This window comes from Pseudomonas sp. GM30 (genome assembly GCF_000282275.2).
Taxonomy (GTDB): Bacteria; Pseudomonadota; Gammaproteobacteria; order Pseudomonadales; family Pseudomonadaceae; genus Aquipseudomonas.
On sequence record NZ_AKJP02000008.1, the window covers coordinates 72,168 to 85,379 of the forward strand.

The window sequence follows — 13,212 nt, forward strand, 5'->3', positions numbered from 1 at the left end:
GGCCCCGGAAATTCAATCATGAAAGCTCGTACCGATTTCTACACCGCTTCTCCAGACGCCCTGAAAGCGATGATCGCCCTGGAAACCGCGGTCTCGAAACTGCCGCTGGAAAAGACCCTGGTCGAACTGGTCAAGCTGCGCGCTTCGCAAATCAACGGCTGCGCGTTCTGCATCGACATGCACACAGCTGACGCGATCAAGGGCGGCGAAACCCCGCGCCGGCTGTTCGCCGTCACCGCGTGGCGTGAAGCGCCATTCTTTACCGAGCGCGAGCGTGCTGCGCTGCTGTGGACCGAATCGCTGACCCAACTGAGCCTGACTCACGCCCCGGACGAAGACTACGACATCGTCGCGGCGCAATTCACGCCCAAGGAAATGGTCGACCTGAGCGTGGCGATCAGCACCATCAACAGCTGGAACCGTCTGGCCGTGGGTTTCCGCAAAACCCCGCAGCTCTAAGTTTCTGGAATCATCCTTTGTAGGAGTGAGCCTGCTCGCGATAGCGATTATCCGTTCGACATCAATGCTGAATGAACTGGCGCCATCGCGAGCAGGCTCACTCCTACAAGGGGCATGCATTGCAGATCTGGATCAATGTGCATCCGCACTCGGCGCCGTCGGCGGTTGTACCTTGCGCATCAAGGGCACCATCGCCGTGGCGATGATGAAGCACAGCATGATCATCAAAAAGGTATCGCCGTAGGTCTGGGTCTGCGCCTCGCGGTAAGTCAGCAGCCACAGCTGACGCAGGCCGGCGGTGACGCCGACATCACCGCTTTGGCCCAGCGCGGCCAGGTTGCCACCGACCTGCGCCAGCCACTGATTCAGCGCCTCGTTGCTGCTGTTCAAATGCTCGGCCAGGCGAGTGAAGTGCAGGTTGGTGCGGTCATTGAGAATGGTCGCGCACGCGGCAATCCCGATAGCTCCGCCCAGATTGCGCATCAGGTTGAACAGCCCCGACGCATGTTTGAGTCGCGCCGGTGCCAAGCCGCCCAACGTCAGTGTCACCGCCGGTGGCACCGCCAGTTGCTGGGCGATCCCGCGCAGCGCTTGCGGCAGCATCAACTGACCGGCGCCCCAGTCGTGGGTGATCGGACTGAATTCCCACATCGACACGGCAAACAGGCCCAACCCGATCATCATGATCCAGCGCAAATCCATGCGATTGGCGAGAAAGGCGTACAGCGGAATCGCCATGATCTGGAACACCCCGGTGGAAAAAACCGCCAGACCAATGTCCAGCGCGCTGTAGCCACGCACCCGTCCGAGAAATAGCGGCGTCAGGTAAATTGTCGCGAACAGACCGATCCCGGTAACGAAAGAAAAGAAGCAGCCCAGGGCAAAGTTGCGATCCTTGAGCGCGCGCAGATCGACGATCGGGTTGGCCACGTGCAAGGTGCGCCCGATAAAGGCCAGACCCGCCAGACCGCTGATCCATGCCGTGGTCAGAATCGTTTGATCGCTGAACCAGTTCCAGCGCGGGCCTTCTTCGAGGGTGTATTCCAGGCAGCCGAGAAACAGCGCGAGAAACACCATGCTCAGGTAGTCCGCGCCCTTGAGCAGCGCCAGTTCCGGCTGGTCGATCTTCACCAGAATGGGTACTGCGACGGCGACGAAAATCCCCGGCACCAGGTTGATGTAGAACAGCCAGTGCCACGAGGAAATGTCAGTAATCCAGCCGCCGATCACCGGCCCCAACGTCGGCGCCAGCGACGCCACCGCACCGATGGTCGCGGCGGCGATCACCCGCTGTTTGCCGCTGAAGAAAAAGAACGCGGTGGTGAACACCAGCGGAATCATCGAGCCGCCGAGAAAGCCTTGCAGCGCACGAAAGGCGATCATGCTCTGGATGTTCCAGGCCACGCCGCAAAGCAGACTGGCCAAGGTGAAACCGACCGCCGAGGCGCAGAACAGCCAGCGCGTGGAGAACACCCGCGACAGCCAGCCCGACAGCGGGATCACGATGATTTCGGCGATCAGGTAACTGGTCTGCACCCACGCGGTTTCGTCGGTGCCGGCCGAGAGTCCGCCGCCGATATCGCGCAGCGACGCCGAAACGATTTGGATGTCCAGCAGCGCAATGAACATGCCGATGCACATCGTGGCGAAGGCGAAGACCTTGGTCGCGGTGGCCATGTCGGCGGCGTTGAACGGTTGCGCCGCAGCGGTGAGGGCGGTGCTCATGGCGCGACGGCCACGGCGTTGGTTTGTGGTTGGACACGGGTGTCGACTTCAGCGGTGACCGACAGCCCCGGCCGCAGATGGCCGAGCACGCCGTCAGCCGGATCGAGCAGAATCCGCACCGGCACCCGCTGGACGATTTTGGTGAAGTTGCCGGTGGCGTTCTCCGGTGGCAGCACACTGAATTGCGAACCGGTGGCGGGGGCGAGGCTGTCGAGGCGGCCATGGAATTCCTGGCCGGAGAGCACGTCGGCACGGATGCTCACCCGTTGCCCGGGTTTCATCCGCGCCAGTTGGTCTTCCTTGAAATTGGCATCCACCCACAGACCGCTGGCCGGTACCACCGACAACTGCTGCGAACCCGCCTGGGCATAGCCGCCGACCCGCGCGCGGCGGTTGCCGATCACCCCGTCGACCGGCGCGCGCAGTTCGGTGTAGCCGAGGTTCAATTGCGCCAGATCACGCTCGGCGCGGGCTTGTTGCAGGGCGGCGCGGGCCTGTTGTTTCTGGGTGTCGATCACTGCCAGTTGGCGCTGGGCGGCGAGCAGTTCGGCCTGGGCACGGGCACTCAGGGCCTGGGCGGTCTTGAAGGTGGCGTCGGCGCGTTGGGCACTTTCCACTGACACGGCATTGGTGCTCACCAGGCGTTTGTAGCGCGCATTGTCATCCCGCGAGCGGGCGGTTTCGGCACCGGTGGCATCGATGCCGGCACGGGCCTGGCCGATCACCGCTTGCTGCAGTTGTTCAGTGGCGTCGAGGTTGGCCAGCAGGGCTTCTTCAGCGGCAACCGCGCCTTCGGCTTTGGCGAGGTTGGCGCGATAGTCGCGCGCGTCGAGGCGGATCAGCACGTCGCCGGCCTTGACCGATTGGTTGTCGCTGACCAGCACTTCTTCGATGTAGCCGGCGACCTTTGGCCCGATCACCGTGACGTCGCCGCCGATGTAGGCATCGTCGGTCTCTTCGAGAAAACGCCCGGTACCCCACCAGTGCGCGGCGTACACACCGACCACCACCAGCGCGATCAGGCCGGCACCGGTCAGCAGCAGGCGTTTGCGCAGCGGCGGTTTGGCGGTGGGGAGCGCAGCAGACAGGTCGGGCTCAAGGGTGGGCATGCTGGTCATGGCGTAATACCTGCGCAAATCAAGTCGTTATTACGGCTGTAATATGACGCTAGTAATATTTTGTGGCAATTGAATTTTTGTGCCGATCGTCAGTTGCTTATTTGAGCCACTGGCCGGGCGTGGTGCCGCTCATGGATTTGAAGAAAGCGATGAACGCACTGTCGCTGGCGAAGCCCAGTGCGTAGCCGCAGTAACTGAGGCTGCGCCCGGTGGCGAGCAACTCCATGGCGCGCATCAGCCGCCACTGCTGGCGCCATTGCTGGTAGCTCATGCCGGTTTCCCGCTGGAAGATCCGCCCGATGGTGCGGCTGCTGGCGCCGATCTGCTGCTCCAGCGCTTGCAGTTCCGGCGGCAGTTGCTCGGGTGTCGACAGCAACGGGGCCAGGCGTTTGTCCCGGGGCAGGGGCAGCAGCATCGGTTGCTGAGCGGCCTCCCGAATTTCGCTCAGGCACAGGCCCAGCAGATGAACCAGTCTGCCGTGCTGCCAGTCGCTGTCGAAATCAGCCTGCGCCATCGGTTCCAGAACCGCGCGCAGCAAGGGGCTGACTTCAATCACACACACTTGCTGCGGCAGGTCGCGGCACAGATCGGGCGCGAGCCAGATCGAGCGGTAATCGACGCTGTGCTGCATCACCGCGCGATGGCTGACACCGCCGGGAATCCACGCCGCCCGCGACGGTGGCAGCAGGCACAACTGCTGCGCGAGGGTGATGCGTGTGCAGCCTTGCCGGGTGTAGAGCAATTGCCCGCGCTGATGGCTGTGCAGGCCGGAGTCGTGATCGCCGAGGGTGGAGGCGATGCCGATGACCGGCGCGCTGAAGTGATCAGGGTCGAAGGATGCGTGGGCGTCGAGCCAGGCCATGTTTTGTCCGATTTCAACGATAAATTGGCAAGGCTCGGATAATACGTCAGTCCAGACTTTTTAAACTCCTCGGCGTTTTCACATGAGGAGTCAACATTATGAACAACCGATATTTATTGCTGCTGGCGATTGCCCTGCTGATGTTTCCGCAGATCGCCCAGACCCTTTACAGCCCGGCGCTCGGCGATATCGGCCGAGCGTTCGGCGTCGGGCCGCAGGTGGCTGCGCAGACGTTATCGGTGTATTTCCTGGCGTTCGCCTTTGGCGTGGTGACCTGGGGGCGAGTGTGTGACCGCATCGGCCGGCGCCCTTCGATGCTTGCCGGTCTGGCGCTCTACATGCTGGCCTGCGTCATCGGCTTGAGTGCGCGTAGTTTCAACACATTGTTGATGGCCCAGGCGCTGGCGGCATTTGGCGCGGCGGTCGGTTCGGTGGTCACCCAGACACTGTTGCGCGACCGTTTTCAAGGCGCGGAACTGGCGCAGGTGTTTTCGCTGGTGGGCATGGCGCTGGCAGCCAGCCCGGCGCTTGGCTTGTTCAGCGGCGCAGGGTTGGTGGAAGTTTTCGGTTATCGCGGAGTGCTCGCGGCATTGCTGTTGATCGCCGTGACGCTGTGGTCATGGAGTTGGTGCGCTTTACCCGAAACCCGCACGACCGAACTGGCCTCGGCGGGGCTGCTGGATACCCTCGCGCGCATGCTCGGTGATCTCGGCATCTGGCGTTCGGCACTGTGGATCGCCCTGTTCAACGTGGCGCTGTTCAGCTATTACAGCCTCGGCCCGTTCCTGTTCGAACGGCTTGGCTTGAGTGGCGCTGCATTCGGTTACAGCGGGGTGATCCTCGCGTTGGGCTCAGGGTTTGGAGCATGGCTCAACCAGCGCTTGCTGCGCCGCGGTTGTCACGCGCTGCAACTGATTCGCCTCGCCGCAGTCATCGGTTTGCTCGGTGGGCTGGGTGTGTGGCTGATGCAGGACAGTGGCGCGTTTGTGCTGGCGATGTTGCTGGTGGTACTGGCCTTCGGCATGGCGATTCCGAATATTCTCGGCTCGGCATTGGTTAATTACAGCGACCGATTGGGCACCGCCGGAGCACTTCTGGGGCTGATTTATTACTTGCTGATCGGCGCGGGACTGATGCTCGCCGGTTGGACCCAGGCCCTCGGGGAAACCCTGATAGTGTGCAACGGCGTGGCTTTGCTGCTGACAATCAAGGCTGATAAATCAATTGTTTAAGAAATGTAAGCAGCGTAGGAAGCGTCTTGCATTTGTGTAGGAAGGCTCTGACTATCACTCGCATTGATGAGGTGGCATTACGCTACTTTATGATTGCAAGGATGTTGCGTGCCGTATTCGCTTCGCGTTGTTTTTCGTCGTCGTTCCACGCTTTGCCCGCTGTTGTCGGCCTTTGTGTTGAGTGTGTGTGCCTCTTCGATTCAAGCGGCTGATCCTGTTGCGCCGGGCCAGGAAGTGCTGCGCCAGCAGCAACAGCAACAACGCGATCTGCAACAACTGCAGATGGAACAACGCAAGCGTCAACTGGAGCGCGGTGCGTTCGGTCCGACGCCTGCCGCTCCGGCCCTCCCGCAAACCGTCACCCCCGATGAACGCTGCTGGCCGCTAAGTGGCACGCGCATCGGCGGTGTCACCCTGATCGACAGCGACAAACTCAATGCGCAGATCAAACCGCTGCTGGCGCCGTGCATGGGTGTCGGCCAGATCAATCATCTGCTGGCGAGCATCACCGCGATCTACGTCGAGCAGGGCTACATCGCCAGTCGCCCGTACTTGCTGAGCGCGCCGGCGGCGGGGCAGTCGCTGGACATCATGGTGGACGAGGGCTACATCGAGTCCATCGAGCTGGCCGACCAGAGCCTGCCGGTGTCGCTCGGTGGCGCGTTCCCGCATATGCTCGGCCAGCCGCTGAACCTGCGCGATCTGGAGCAGGGCCTTGATCAATTGAACCGCTTGCGTTCGATCGACCTGACCGCCGACATCGCCCCCGGCAGCCAGCCCGGCGCCTCGCGAATCATCCTGCGCTCGCGCACCTCGGGCCAGTCGCGCTGGGCGTTGGGCCTGGGCATGGACAACCTCGGCAGCGCCAGCACCGGGCGAGATCGCGATACCGTCAGCTTGAGCTTCGACAGCCCGCTGCAACTCAACGATCTGTTGAGCCTCAGCGCCAGCGACACGTTGAATCAGGGCGACCGCTACAGTCGCAACGCCAGCCTGTATTACGCGATTCCCTACGGCTACTGGACCTACAGCGCGTTCGCCAGCCACGCCGAATACCGCGCGCCGTTCAAACTGCCCAGCGCGACCTTGTACAGCACCGGCATCACCGATCAACTGAGCCTGCGCGCCGACCGCGTGGTGTGGCGCGACCAGAGCCGCCAGCTCAGCGCCAACCTGCAACTGGCACACAAGGACGTCGACAGCTATCTGGAGAATGTCCGCCTGGGCATTCAAAGCCCGACCCTGACCGTGGCCGAAGCCGGGCTCAATCTGTTCTGGCTCGACCGTGCGGTGTGGAACCTTGACTTCACCTATTCGCAAGGCCTGCGCTGGCTGGGCGCCGATGACGACGCCAATCATGCGGTCAACAATTTGCCCAAAGCGCAGTTTCGCAAGTACCGCGCCGGCCTCAGCCAATGGCGCAATGGCCAGTTCGGCGCGCAAGCGTGGCAGTGGCAGAGCCAGCTCAATCTGCAATACAGCCCCGACCCGTTGCCGGCCATCGAACAGTTGCTCGGCACCGACGATTCGGCGGTGCGCGGCTATCGGGTCAGCAGTGCATCCGGTGTCAGCGGCGCGATCTGGCGCAACACCTTGCGTCTGCCGCTGCGCAGCGATTGGCCGCTGCAGATCACCCCGCGTGTGGGCCTGGACAACGGCTGGCTCAAGGCCGACCACGGTGCTCAGAGCCAACGCCTGAGCGGCGCCAGTGTCGGGCTGAACCTGGGCTGGAAGAATCTGCAAGTGGACGTCGATTACCAGCGCGCCCTCAACACCCCCAACGGTTTGCAGCACGAGCCAGAGACCTGGCTGATGCGCGTGGGGTTGCAGATATGAGCAGCACCGAGACTCATCAAGCAGTGAACAGACAGCCGTCGGATCTGAGCGCGACAGCCACGGCCAAGACCAAATCGCGCGCCGTGATGCCGTACTTACATGGAGACGTTTTTATGCCAGCACACACCTTTGCATTCCATCTTTCTCCTCGGGGCAAACTGCGCTGGGCGATCGCCAGCCTGTTCTTCGCCGTGCACCTGCCCAGCGCCATCGCCGGCGGTGTGGTGGTCGCGCCCGGCCCCGGCGGCACCGCGCAATTGCAGACCCAGGGCGGCGTGCCCATCGTCAATATCGTCGCGCCCAACGGCTCGGGCCTGTCGCACAACCAGTTCCTCGACTACAACGTCGACCGTCAGGGCCTGGTGCTGAACAACGCCTTGCAGGCCGGGCAATCGCAGCTCGCCGGGCAACTGGCGGCCAACCCGCAACTGCAGGGGCAGGCCGCGAGCGTGATCCTCAACGAGGTGATCAGCCGCAACCCGTCGGCGATCAATGGCGCCCAAGAAATCTTCGGCCGCGCCGCCGATTACGTGCTGGCCAACCCCAACGGCATTTCGGTGAACGGCGGCAGTTTCATCAATACGCCGAACGCCAGTCTGCTGGTCGGTCGTCCGGAGTTGAACGACGGCAAACTGCAAGCCTTGAACACCCGCGACGCCAGCGGTCAGTTGCAGATCCAGAGTGGTGGCCTGCGTAACGCCGAAGGTTCGGTCAACCTGATCGCCCCGCGTATCGACAGCCAGGGCCGCATCGATGCTCGCGATCAACTGAACCTCACGGTCGGACGCAATCAGGTCGATTACGCCAGCGGTCAGGTCAAAGCCGTGGATCCGGCGGGCAACACCCAGGATCAACGCATCGACGCCAGCCTGTTCGGCGCGATGCAGGCCGGGCGCATCAACATCGTCAGCACTGCCGAAGGCGCGGGCGTGCGTGTGGGTGCGGTGCAAGTGGCCGGGCGTGATGGCGTGCAGATTCGTTCGGCTGGCGACCTGAGTGTCAGCGGTGAAGCGATCCCCAACAGCCTCGAAGTGACGCGTGCCGGCATTCGCAGCAGTCAGGGTGATGTCGGCCTGCACAGCGGCAACGACCTGACGCTGGCGGCCACCGATGTCAGTGCTCGCGACGTCAGCGTCAATGCCAAGCGCAACCTGACCTTGAGCACTGTCGAAAGCCGCAAGCTCCAGGAACAACGCGAAAACTGGAGCAACAGCACCATCGGCATCACCTGGGAAACCTACGAACGCACCCAGACCGACAGTGAAACTCGCCAGCACGGCAGCCAGATCGTCGCCAGCCGTGACGCCAGGCTGACCTCCGGCAAAGACACCGAACTCAAAGCCGCCAAGGTTGAGGCAGCGAAAAATCTCGATGTGCAGAGCGGCGGTGATCTGCGCCTGAGCGCAGCCACCGAAAGCCACACCCAGACCGATCAGGGCAACCATCGCAAGCATCTGTGGAAGGCCGACTGGAACAACAGCAGCGAAGAGCAGCGCAGCATCGGCAGTCAGTTGAAGGGCGGCAATATCGCTTTGCAGACCGCCGCGTTGCTGCGCGCCGAAGGCGCCGAACTGAACAGCGCCGGCGATGTGAAACTGGCGGGCAAGCAAGTGGACGTCACCACGGCCACGCGCACCAGTCGCAGCAATAACAACAGTTACTCCGGCGACCTGGTTGGCGGCGGATTCTTCGGCAAGACCGGTGATGCCGACAAGGGCCAGACCCGGCATCAAGGCAGCAAAATCAACGCGGCCGGCAAACTGCTGGTCAAGGCTGACGACGTGCGCATCAGCGGCAGCCAGGTGCGTGGCGGCACCGAGGCCAGCGTGATCAGCGATCAGGGTTCGCTGGTGATCGACGGTGTGCAGGACACCTCGCACAGCAACAATCATGACAAGGACAGCAAGTTCTTCGGCATCACCAAGGACGAGTCGCGGCAGAACTCCAGGGACAGCACCACGGTGCGCAGCGAGCTGGTTTCCGACAGCAACCTCAAGCTCAAAAGCGCCAAGGACATCGAAGTGGCCGGCTCCACGGTCAAGGCTGGCGGCGCGCTGACGGCGGACGCAGCGGGTGATGTGAACGTGCATTCCACGCAGAACAGCCACAACAGCAGCTCGACCACCGAGACCCGTGGCTTCGACGCTTACGCCAAAGAGCAAACGCCGGAGCAATACCGCGCCGGGGTGCACTACGAAGACAAGCAGCAAACCGTCACGCGCAACGACGTCAACCAGCAAGGTTCGAGCCTCAGCGGTGGCAGCGTGCAGATGAAGGCCGGCGGCGATCTGTCGATCAAGGGCGGTGAAGTCAAATCCACGGCCGGCGACACCACGTTGAGCGGCAAGAATGTGTCGTTGCTGGCCGAACAGGACAGCCACAAAACCTCATCCGACACCTCCAGCACCGGCGGTGGTTTCTACTACACCGGCGGCCTCGACCGCGCCGGCAGTGGCGTCGATTTCGCCCACAGCACCACGCAAGACAGCAGCAGCAAAACCACCGCGCAAACCAGCAACGTGCAGAGCAGCGGCAGCTTGAACATCAACGCCGACAAACTGCTGACCGAAGGCGCGCAGGTCAAGGCTGGCAACGGCCTGAACGTCGCGGCCAACGAGGTCGACAACCGCGCCGCCAGCAACACCGAAAGCAGCAGCCACAATCAGAGCAACTGGTCGGCGGACATCGGCGCCAACGTCGAATACAAGGACATCGCCCGCCCGATTGCCGGCGCGGTCAAGGATGTGCTCAACGCCAAAGTGCCGGACAAGGAAGCCCTGAGCAATCTCGGCCAGCCGAACGTCGGTATCGACGTGGCGATCGGTCACGCCAGCGCCGACAAGACCGAGCACAACAGCAACGCCGTGGTCAGCCGTTTCGACGGTGGCAGCGTCGAGGTGAAAACCGCCGGCACCCTGCACGACCAGGGTACTCAGTACAGCGCGAGCAACGGCAAGGTCAACATCAGCGCTGACAAACTGGTTGCCGATGCCGCGAGCAACACTCACAGCAGCACTGATAACTCAGTGGATGCCAAGGTCGACGTACGCGTTTACACCAAGACCGGCGAGGACGTGAACGTCGCTGGCAGCGGTGCCGGTGGCAACAGCTACAGCAGCAAGGACAGCAGCACCGCAGTGGTCGGCGGTTATGCCGGCAGCCAAGGCGTGAACATCAAGGTGGGCGGTGATGCGCAGTTCGCCGGCAGCCGTTTCGACGGCGGGCAGGGCGGTGTGAGCATCAAGACCGGCGGCGATCTGGCGCTGAATCAGGCCACCGACCGCCAGAGCAGCAGCGGCTCCAGCCTGCGCGGCAACGGCTCGCTGACGGTCGGCACCTTGCCGGGCACCGATGGCACCAACGTCGACCTCGGCGCCGGGTTCCAGCTCGATCACAGCGGCAAGCAGACCACTGACACCCAGGCTCACGTCGCGAGCATCAGTGGCAACGGCCCGGTGCAACTGAGCAGCGGCGGCAATCAGTTTCAGCAAGGCACGAAGATCGACAGCGCCGGCGCCATCGATCTTCACGCTGACGGCAAGCTTGATCTGCAAGCGGCCGTTGATACCCACACCGCGACTGGCAGCAATCTCGGCGGCGGTTTGAAGGGCGGCGGCAGCAAATCCAGCAGCGAGAAGAGTCGCGATCAGGGCGGCAATCTGAGCGGTAACTTCAACATCGGCCGCATCAACGAAAACTCGCAAACCCTGACCGGTGGCCAGCTCAATAGCCAGAGCCAAATCGCCTTGAGCGGTGATGCGGTGCACCTGCAAGGCACGCAAGTCGGCGCGCCGAGCGTCAGCATCGATGCGCAGAAGGGCGGTTTGATTCAGGAGTCGGCGCAGTCCACCGAGAGTCGCAACAACTGGAACGTTGCACTGAATGCCGGCGGCAACCTGAGCAGCAAGACCCCGACCGCAGCCGATGAAAAGGCCAGCAGTGACCACGGCTTCAACGCCGGGGCCAAGGTCGGCGTCGATTACCTGCAAGGCACCACCCAGCAGAACAGCCAGATCAAGGCTGACAGCGTGGTGCTCAACAGCGCAGACGATGCACAGCTGTCGGGCGCGCGGATCGACGCGAAAAATGTCAGTGGCAAGGTCGTCGGTGATCTGACTGTCGAAAGCCGCCAGGACTCGACGACCCAAGCTAAGGTCGATGTCGATCTGGGCCTGACCGCGAAGAAGAACCCACCAAGCGACAAGGAAAAGCTCGCCGGCACTGACTACAAACCAACGTTAAAAGCGCAGGGCGAATACGCGCACAAGGACAGCGTGGCGCAGGCGTCCGGCATCAGTGGCAATCAGGGTGTGAACCTTGCGGTGGGCGGCGCTACACAGCTGACCGGCGCGCGGATTTCATCGACTGAAGGGAAGGTGGATCTGGGCGGTTCGAAGGTGGCTAGCAGCGATCTGGTCAACCGTGAGTACGGGGTGAAAGCCGGGCTGGACCTGCCGCAGAAAACCGAGGAGAACGCACCGAAGGTGTCGTTCGATAACGGCAATCTGAAAGTCGGTCCGGTGACCCTGAGCGGCCATCTGGATAGCCAGACCCTGCAAGCCGGGATCGATGAAAAAGGCTGAGCAGCACCGCTATAAAAAATTGTGGGAGTGAGCCTGCTCGCGATTTGCGTCAGTTCAGTCAGCGATGTTGTTGACTGAACCAGCGCCTTCGCGAGCAGGCTCGCTCCCACATTGTTTTGATAGCGGTGAGACCTTGAGGTCAGTTCAAAGCCTTCGCCTTACTCGCACTCATCAGCACGACCACCGCCAGCAGCGCGGACAGGATCGAACCCAGCAACACCCCAACCTTCACCGAATCGACCAGATGCGGCGCGCCCGGGAACGCCAGTGCGCCAATGAACAGGCTCATGGTAAAGCCGATCCCGCAGAGCAGGGCGACGCCGTACAGTTGCAGCCAGCTCGCGCCTTGCGGCAGTTGCGCCAGGCCGCTGCGAATCGCCAGGGCACCGAGGCCGAGGATGCCGATCTGCTTGCCGAACAACAGGCCCAGCGCGACGCCTAGCGGCACCGGCTCAAGCAGGTTGCTCGGAGCAATGCCGGTCAACGACACACCCGCGTTGGCAAAACCGAAAATCGGCACCACGGCGAACGCCACCCACGGGTGCATTTTTTCTTCGAGGTAGAGCAGCGGCGAGTTGTGCTCGTCTTCGGGATTTCCCAGCGGAATGCACAGGGCAAGAATCACCCCGGCGAGGGTCGCGTGGATCCCCGATTGCAGCATGAAGAACCACAGGAAGGCGCCGGCGATCAGGTATGGCCAAAGCTTTCTGACACCGCAGCGGTTGAGGATCACCAGCAGTGCAATCACCGCCAGCGAGGCCAGCAGCATGCTCACCGACAGGCCGCTGGTGTAGAAAATCGCGATGATCACCACCGCGCCCAGATCATCGAGGATGGCCAGCGCCGAGAGGAAGATCTTCAGCGAAACCGGTACCCGTTTGCCCAGCAGCGACAGCACGCCCAAGGCAAAAGCAATGTCGGTGGCGGCAGGAATCGCCCAACCGCTGAGGGTCTGCGGATTGCCCCAGTTGATCGCGACGTAGATCAGCGCCGGGACCAGCATCCCGCCCAGCGCGGCGAAGCCCGGCAGCGCGCGCTGACCCCAGCTCGACAGCTGTCCGGCGAGCATTTCGCGCTTGATCTCCAGGCCCACCAGCATGAAGAAGATCGCCATCAGGCCATCATTCACCCAATGCTCGATCGACAGACCGGCGACTTTGATGTGCAGAGTCGAGAAGTACGTGGCCGCCCACGGCGAGTTGGCGACCAGCAGTGCGGCGAGGGCAGCGGCCATCAGAATCAGGCCACCGGCGGATTCGGCGGCGAAAAATCGCGAGAGAAAGGCCAGGGCAGAAGGCGACTCCTGGCGGGCAGGGGCAGTCTGCAGGCGTGACGGATCGTGGCTCATAGGCACAGCAACTCCGCGCGGCGGCCCGACCTGCGCTGAATTAAACCTG

8 protein-coding genes are annotated in these 13,212 nt (G+C 62.6%); 4 read left to right on the forward strand and 4 right to left on the reverse strand.

The window, feature by feature from the left end; translation table 11 throughout:
• The first annotated feature begins 18 nt into the window (after window positions 1-18).
• Window positions 19-459 carry a carboxymuconolactone decarboxylase family protein gene (locus PMI25_RS06350; RefSeq protein WP_007968280.1) on the forward strand — a complete coding sequence of 147 codons (441 nt, stop codon included), beginning with the start codon at window positions 19-21 and terminating at the stop codon, window positions 457-459.
• A 132-nt stretch (window positions 460-591) separates the two neighbouring features.
• Here the strand turns inward: PMI25_RS06350 and PMI25_RS06355 are convergent, their stop codons facing one another.
• The 3 genes from PMI25_RS06355 to PMI25_RS06365 form a co-directional block, all read right to left on the reverse strand.
• Window positions 592-2,184 (reverse strand): DHA2 family efflux MFS transporter permease subunit, encoded by a 1,593-nt coding sequence (locus PMI25_RS06355; protein ID WP_007968279.1) that lies wholly within the window; start codon window positions 2,182-2,184, stop codon window positions 592-594.
• On the reverse strand, window positions 2,181-3,302 hold the full coding sequence (locus PMI25_RS06360; RefSeq protein ID WP_007968278.1) for an HlyD family secretion protein: 1,122 nt from the start codon (window positions 3,300-3,302) through the stop codon (window positions 2,181-2,183). Before PMI25_RS06360 ends, PMI25_RS06355 begins: the two co-directional genes overlap by 4 nt.
• A gap of 97 nt (window positions 3,303-3,399) precedes the next feature.
• The gene (locus tag PMI25_RS06365) at window positions 3,400-4,164 is read right to left on the reverse strand and encodes an AraC family transcriptional regulator (protein WP_007968277.1); all 765 of its coding nucleotides are present in this window, start codon (window positions 4,162-4,164) and stop codon (window positions 3,400-3,402) included.
• A gap of 98 nt (window positions 4,165-4,262) precedes the next feature.
• On the opposite strand from PMI25_RS06365, the gene PMI25_RS06370 reads away from it, so the two are divergent.
• From PMI25_RS06370 to PMI25_RS06380, 3 genes are all read left to right on the forward strand, one after another.
• A complete protein-coding gene (locus PMI25_RS06370) occupies window positions 4,263-5,396 on the forward strand; it encodes an MFS transporter (RefSeq protein ID WP_007968276.1) in 1,134 nt (377 codons plus the stop codon).
• Between the two features lie 108 nt (window positions 5,397-5,504).
• The gene (locus PMI25_RS06375) at window positions 5,505-7,232 is read left to right on the forward strand and encodes a ShlB/FhaC/HecB family hemolysin secretion/activation protein (protein WP_007968275.1); all 1,728 of its coding nucleotides are present in this window, start codon (window positions 5,505-5,507) and stop codon (window positions 7,230-7,232) included.
• A 113-nt stretch (window positions 7,233-7,345) separates the two neighbouring features.
• The gene (locus PMI25_RS06380; RefSeq protein ID WP_007968273.1) at window positions 7,346-11,815 is read left to right on the forward strand and encodes a hemagglutinin repeat-containing protein; all 4,470 of its coding nucleotides are present in this window, start codon (window positions 7,346-7,348) and stop codon (window positions 11,813-11,815) included.
• 139 nt (window positions 11,816-11,954) lie between these two features.
• On the opposite strand, the gene nhaA is transcribed toward PMI25_RS06380, so the two are convergent.
• Window positions 11,955-13,163, reverse strand: coding sequence for a Na+/H+ antiporter NhaA (gene nhaA / locus PMI25_RS06385; RefSeq protein ID WP_007968271.1), 1,209 nt, complete (start codon window positions 13,161-13,163; stop codon window positions 11,955-11,957).
• Between the last annotated feature and the right edge of the window lie 49 nt (window positions 13,164-13,212).

Bases quoted from the DNA above. Each gene is read 5' to 3' on its own strand.
- PMI25_RS06350 (WP_007968280.1), top strand. From the start codon at position 19: ATGAAAGCTCGTACCGATTTCTACACCGCTTCTCCAGACGCCCTGAAA.
- PMI25_RS06355 (WP_007968279.1), bottom strand. From the start codon at position 2,184: ATGAGCACCGCCCTCACCGCTGCGGCGCAACCGTTCAACGCCGCCGAC.
- PMI25_RS06360 (WP_007968278.1), bottom strand. From the start codon at position 3,302: ATGACCAGCATGCCCACCCTTGAGCCCGACCTGTCTGCTGCGCTCCCC.
- PMI25_RS06365 (WP_007968277.1), bottom strand. From the start codon at position 4,164: ATGGCCTGGCTCGACGCCCACGCATCCTTCGACCCTGATCACTTCAGC.
- PMI25_RS06370 (WP_007968276.1), top strand. From the start codon at position 4,263: ATGAACAACCGATATTTATTGCTGCTGGCGATTGCCCTGCTGATGTTT.
- PMI25_RS06380 (WP_007968273.1), top strand. From the start codon at position 7,346: ATGCCAGCACACACCTTTGCATTCCATCTTTCTCCTCGGGGCAAACTG.
- nhaA (WP_007968271.1), bottom strand. From the start codon at position 13,163: ATGAGCCACGATCCGTCACGCCTGCAGACTGCCCCTGCCCGCCAGGAG.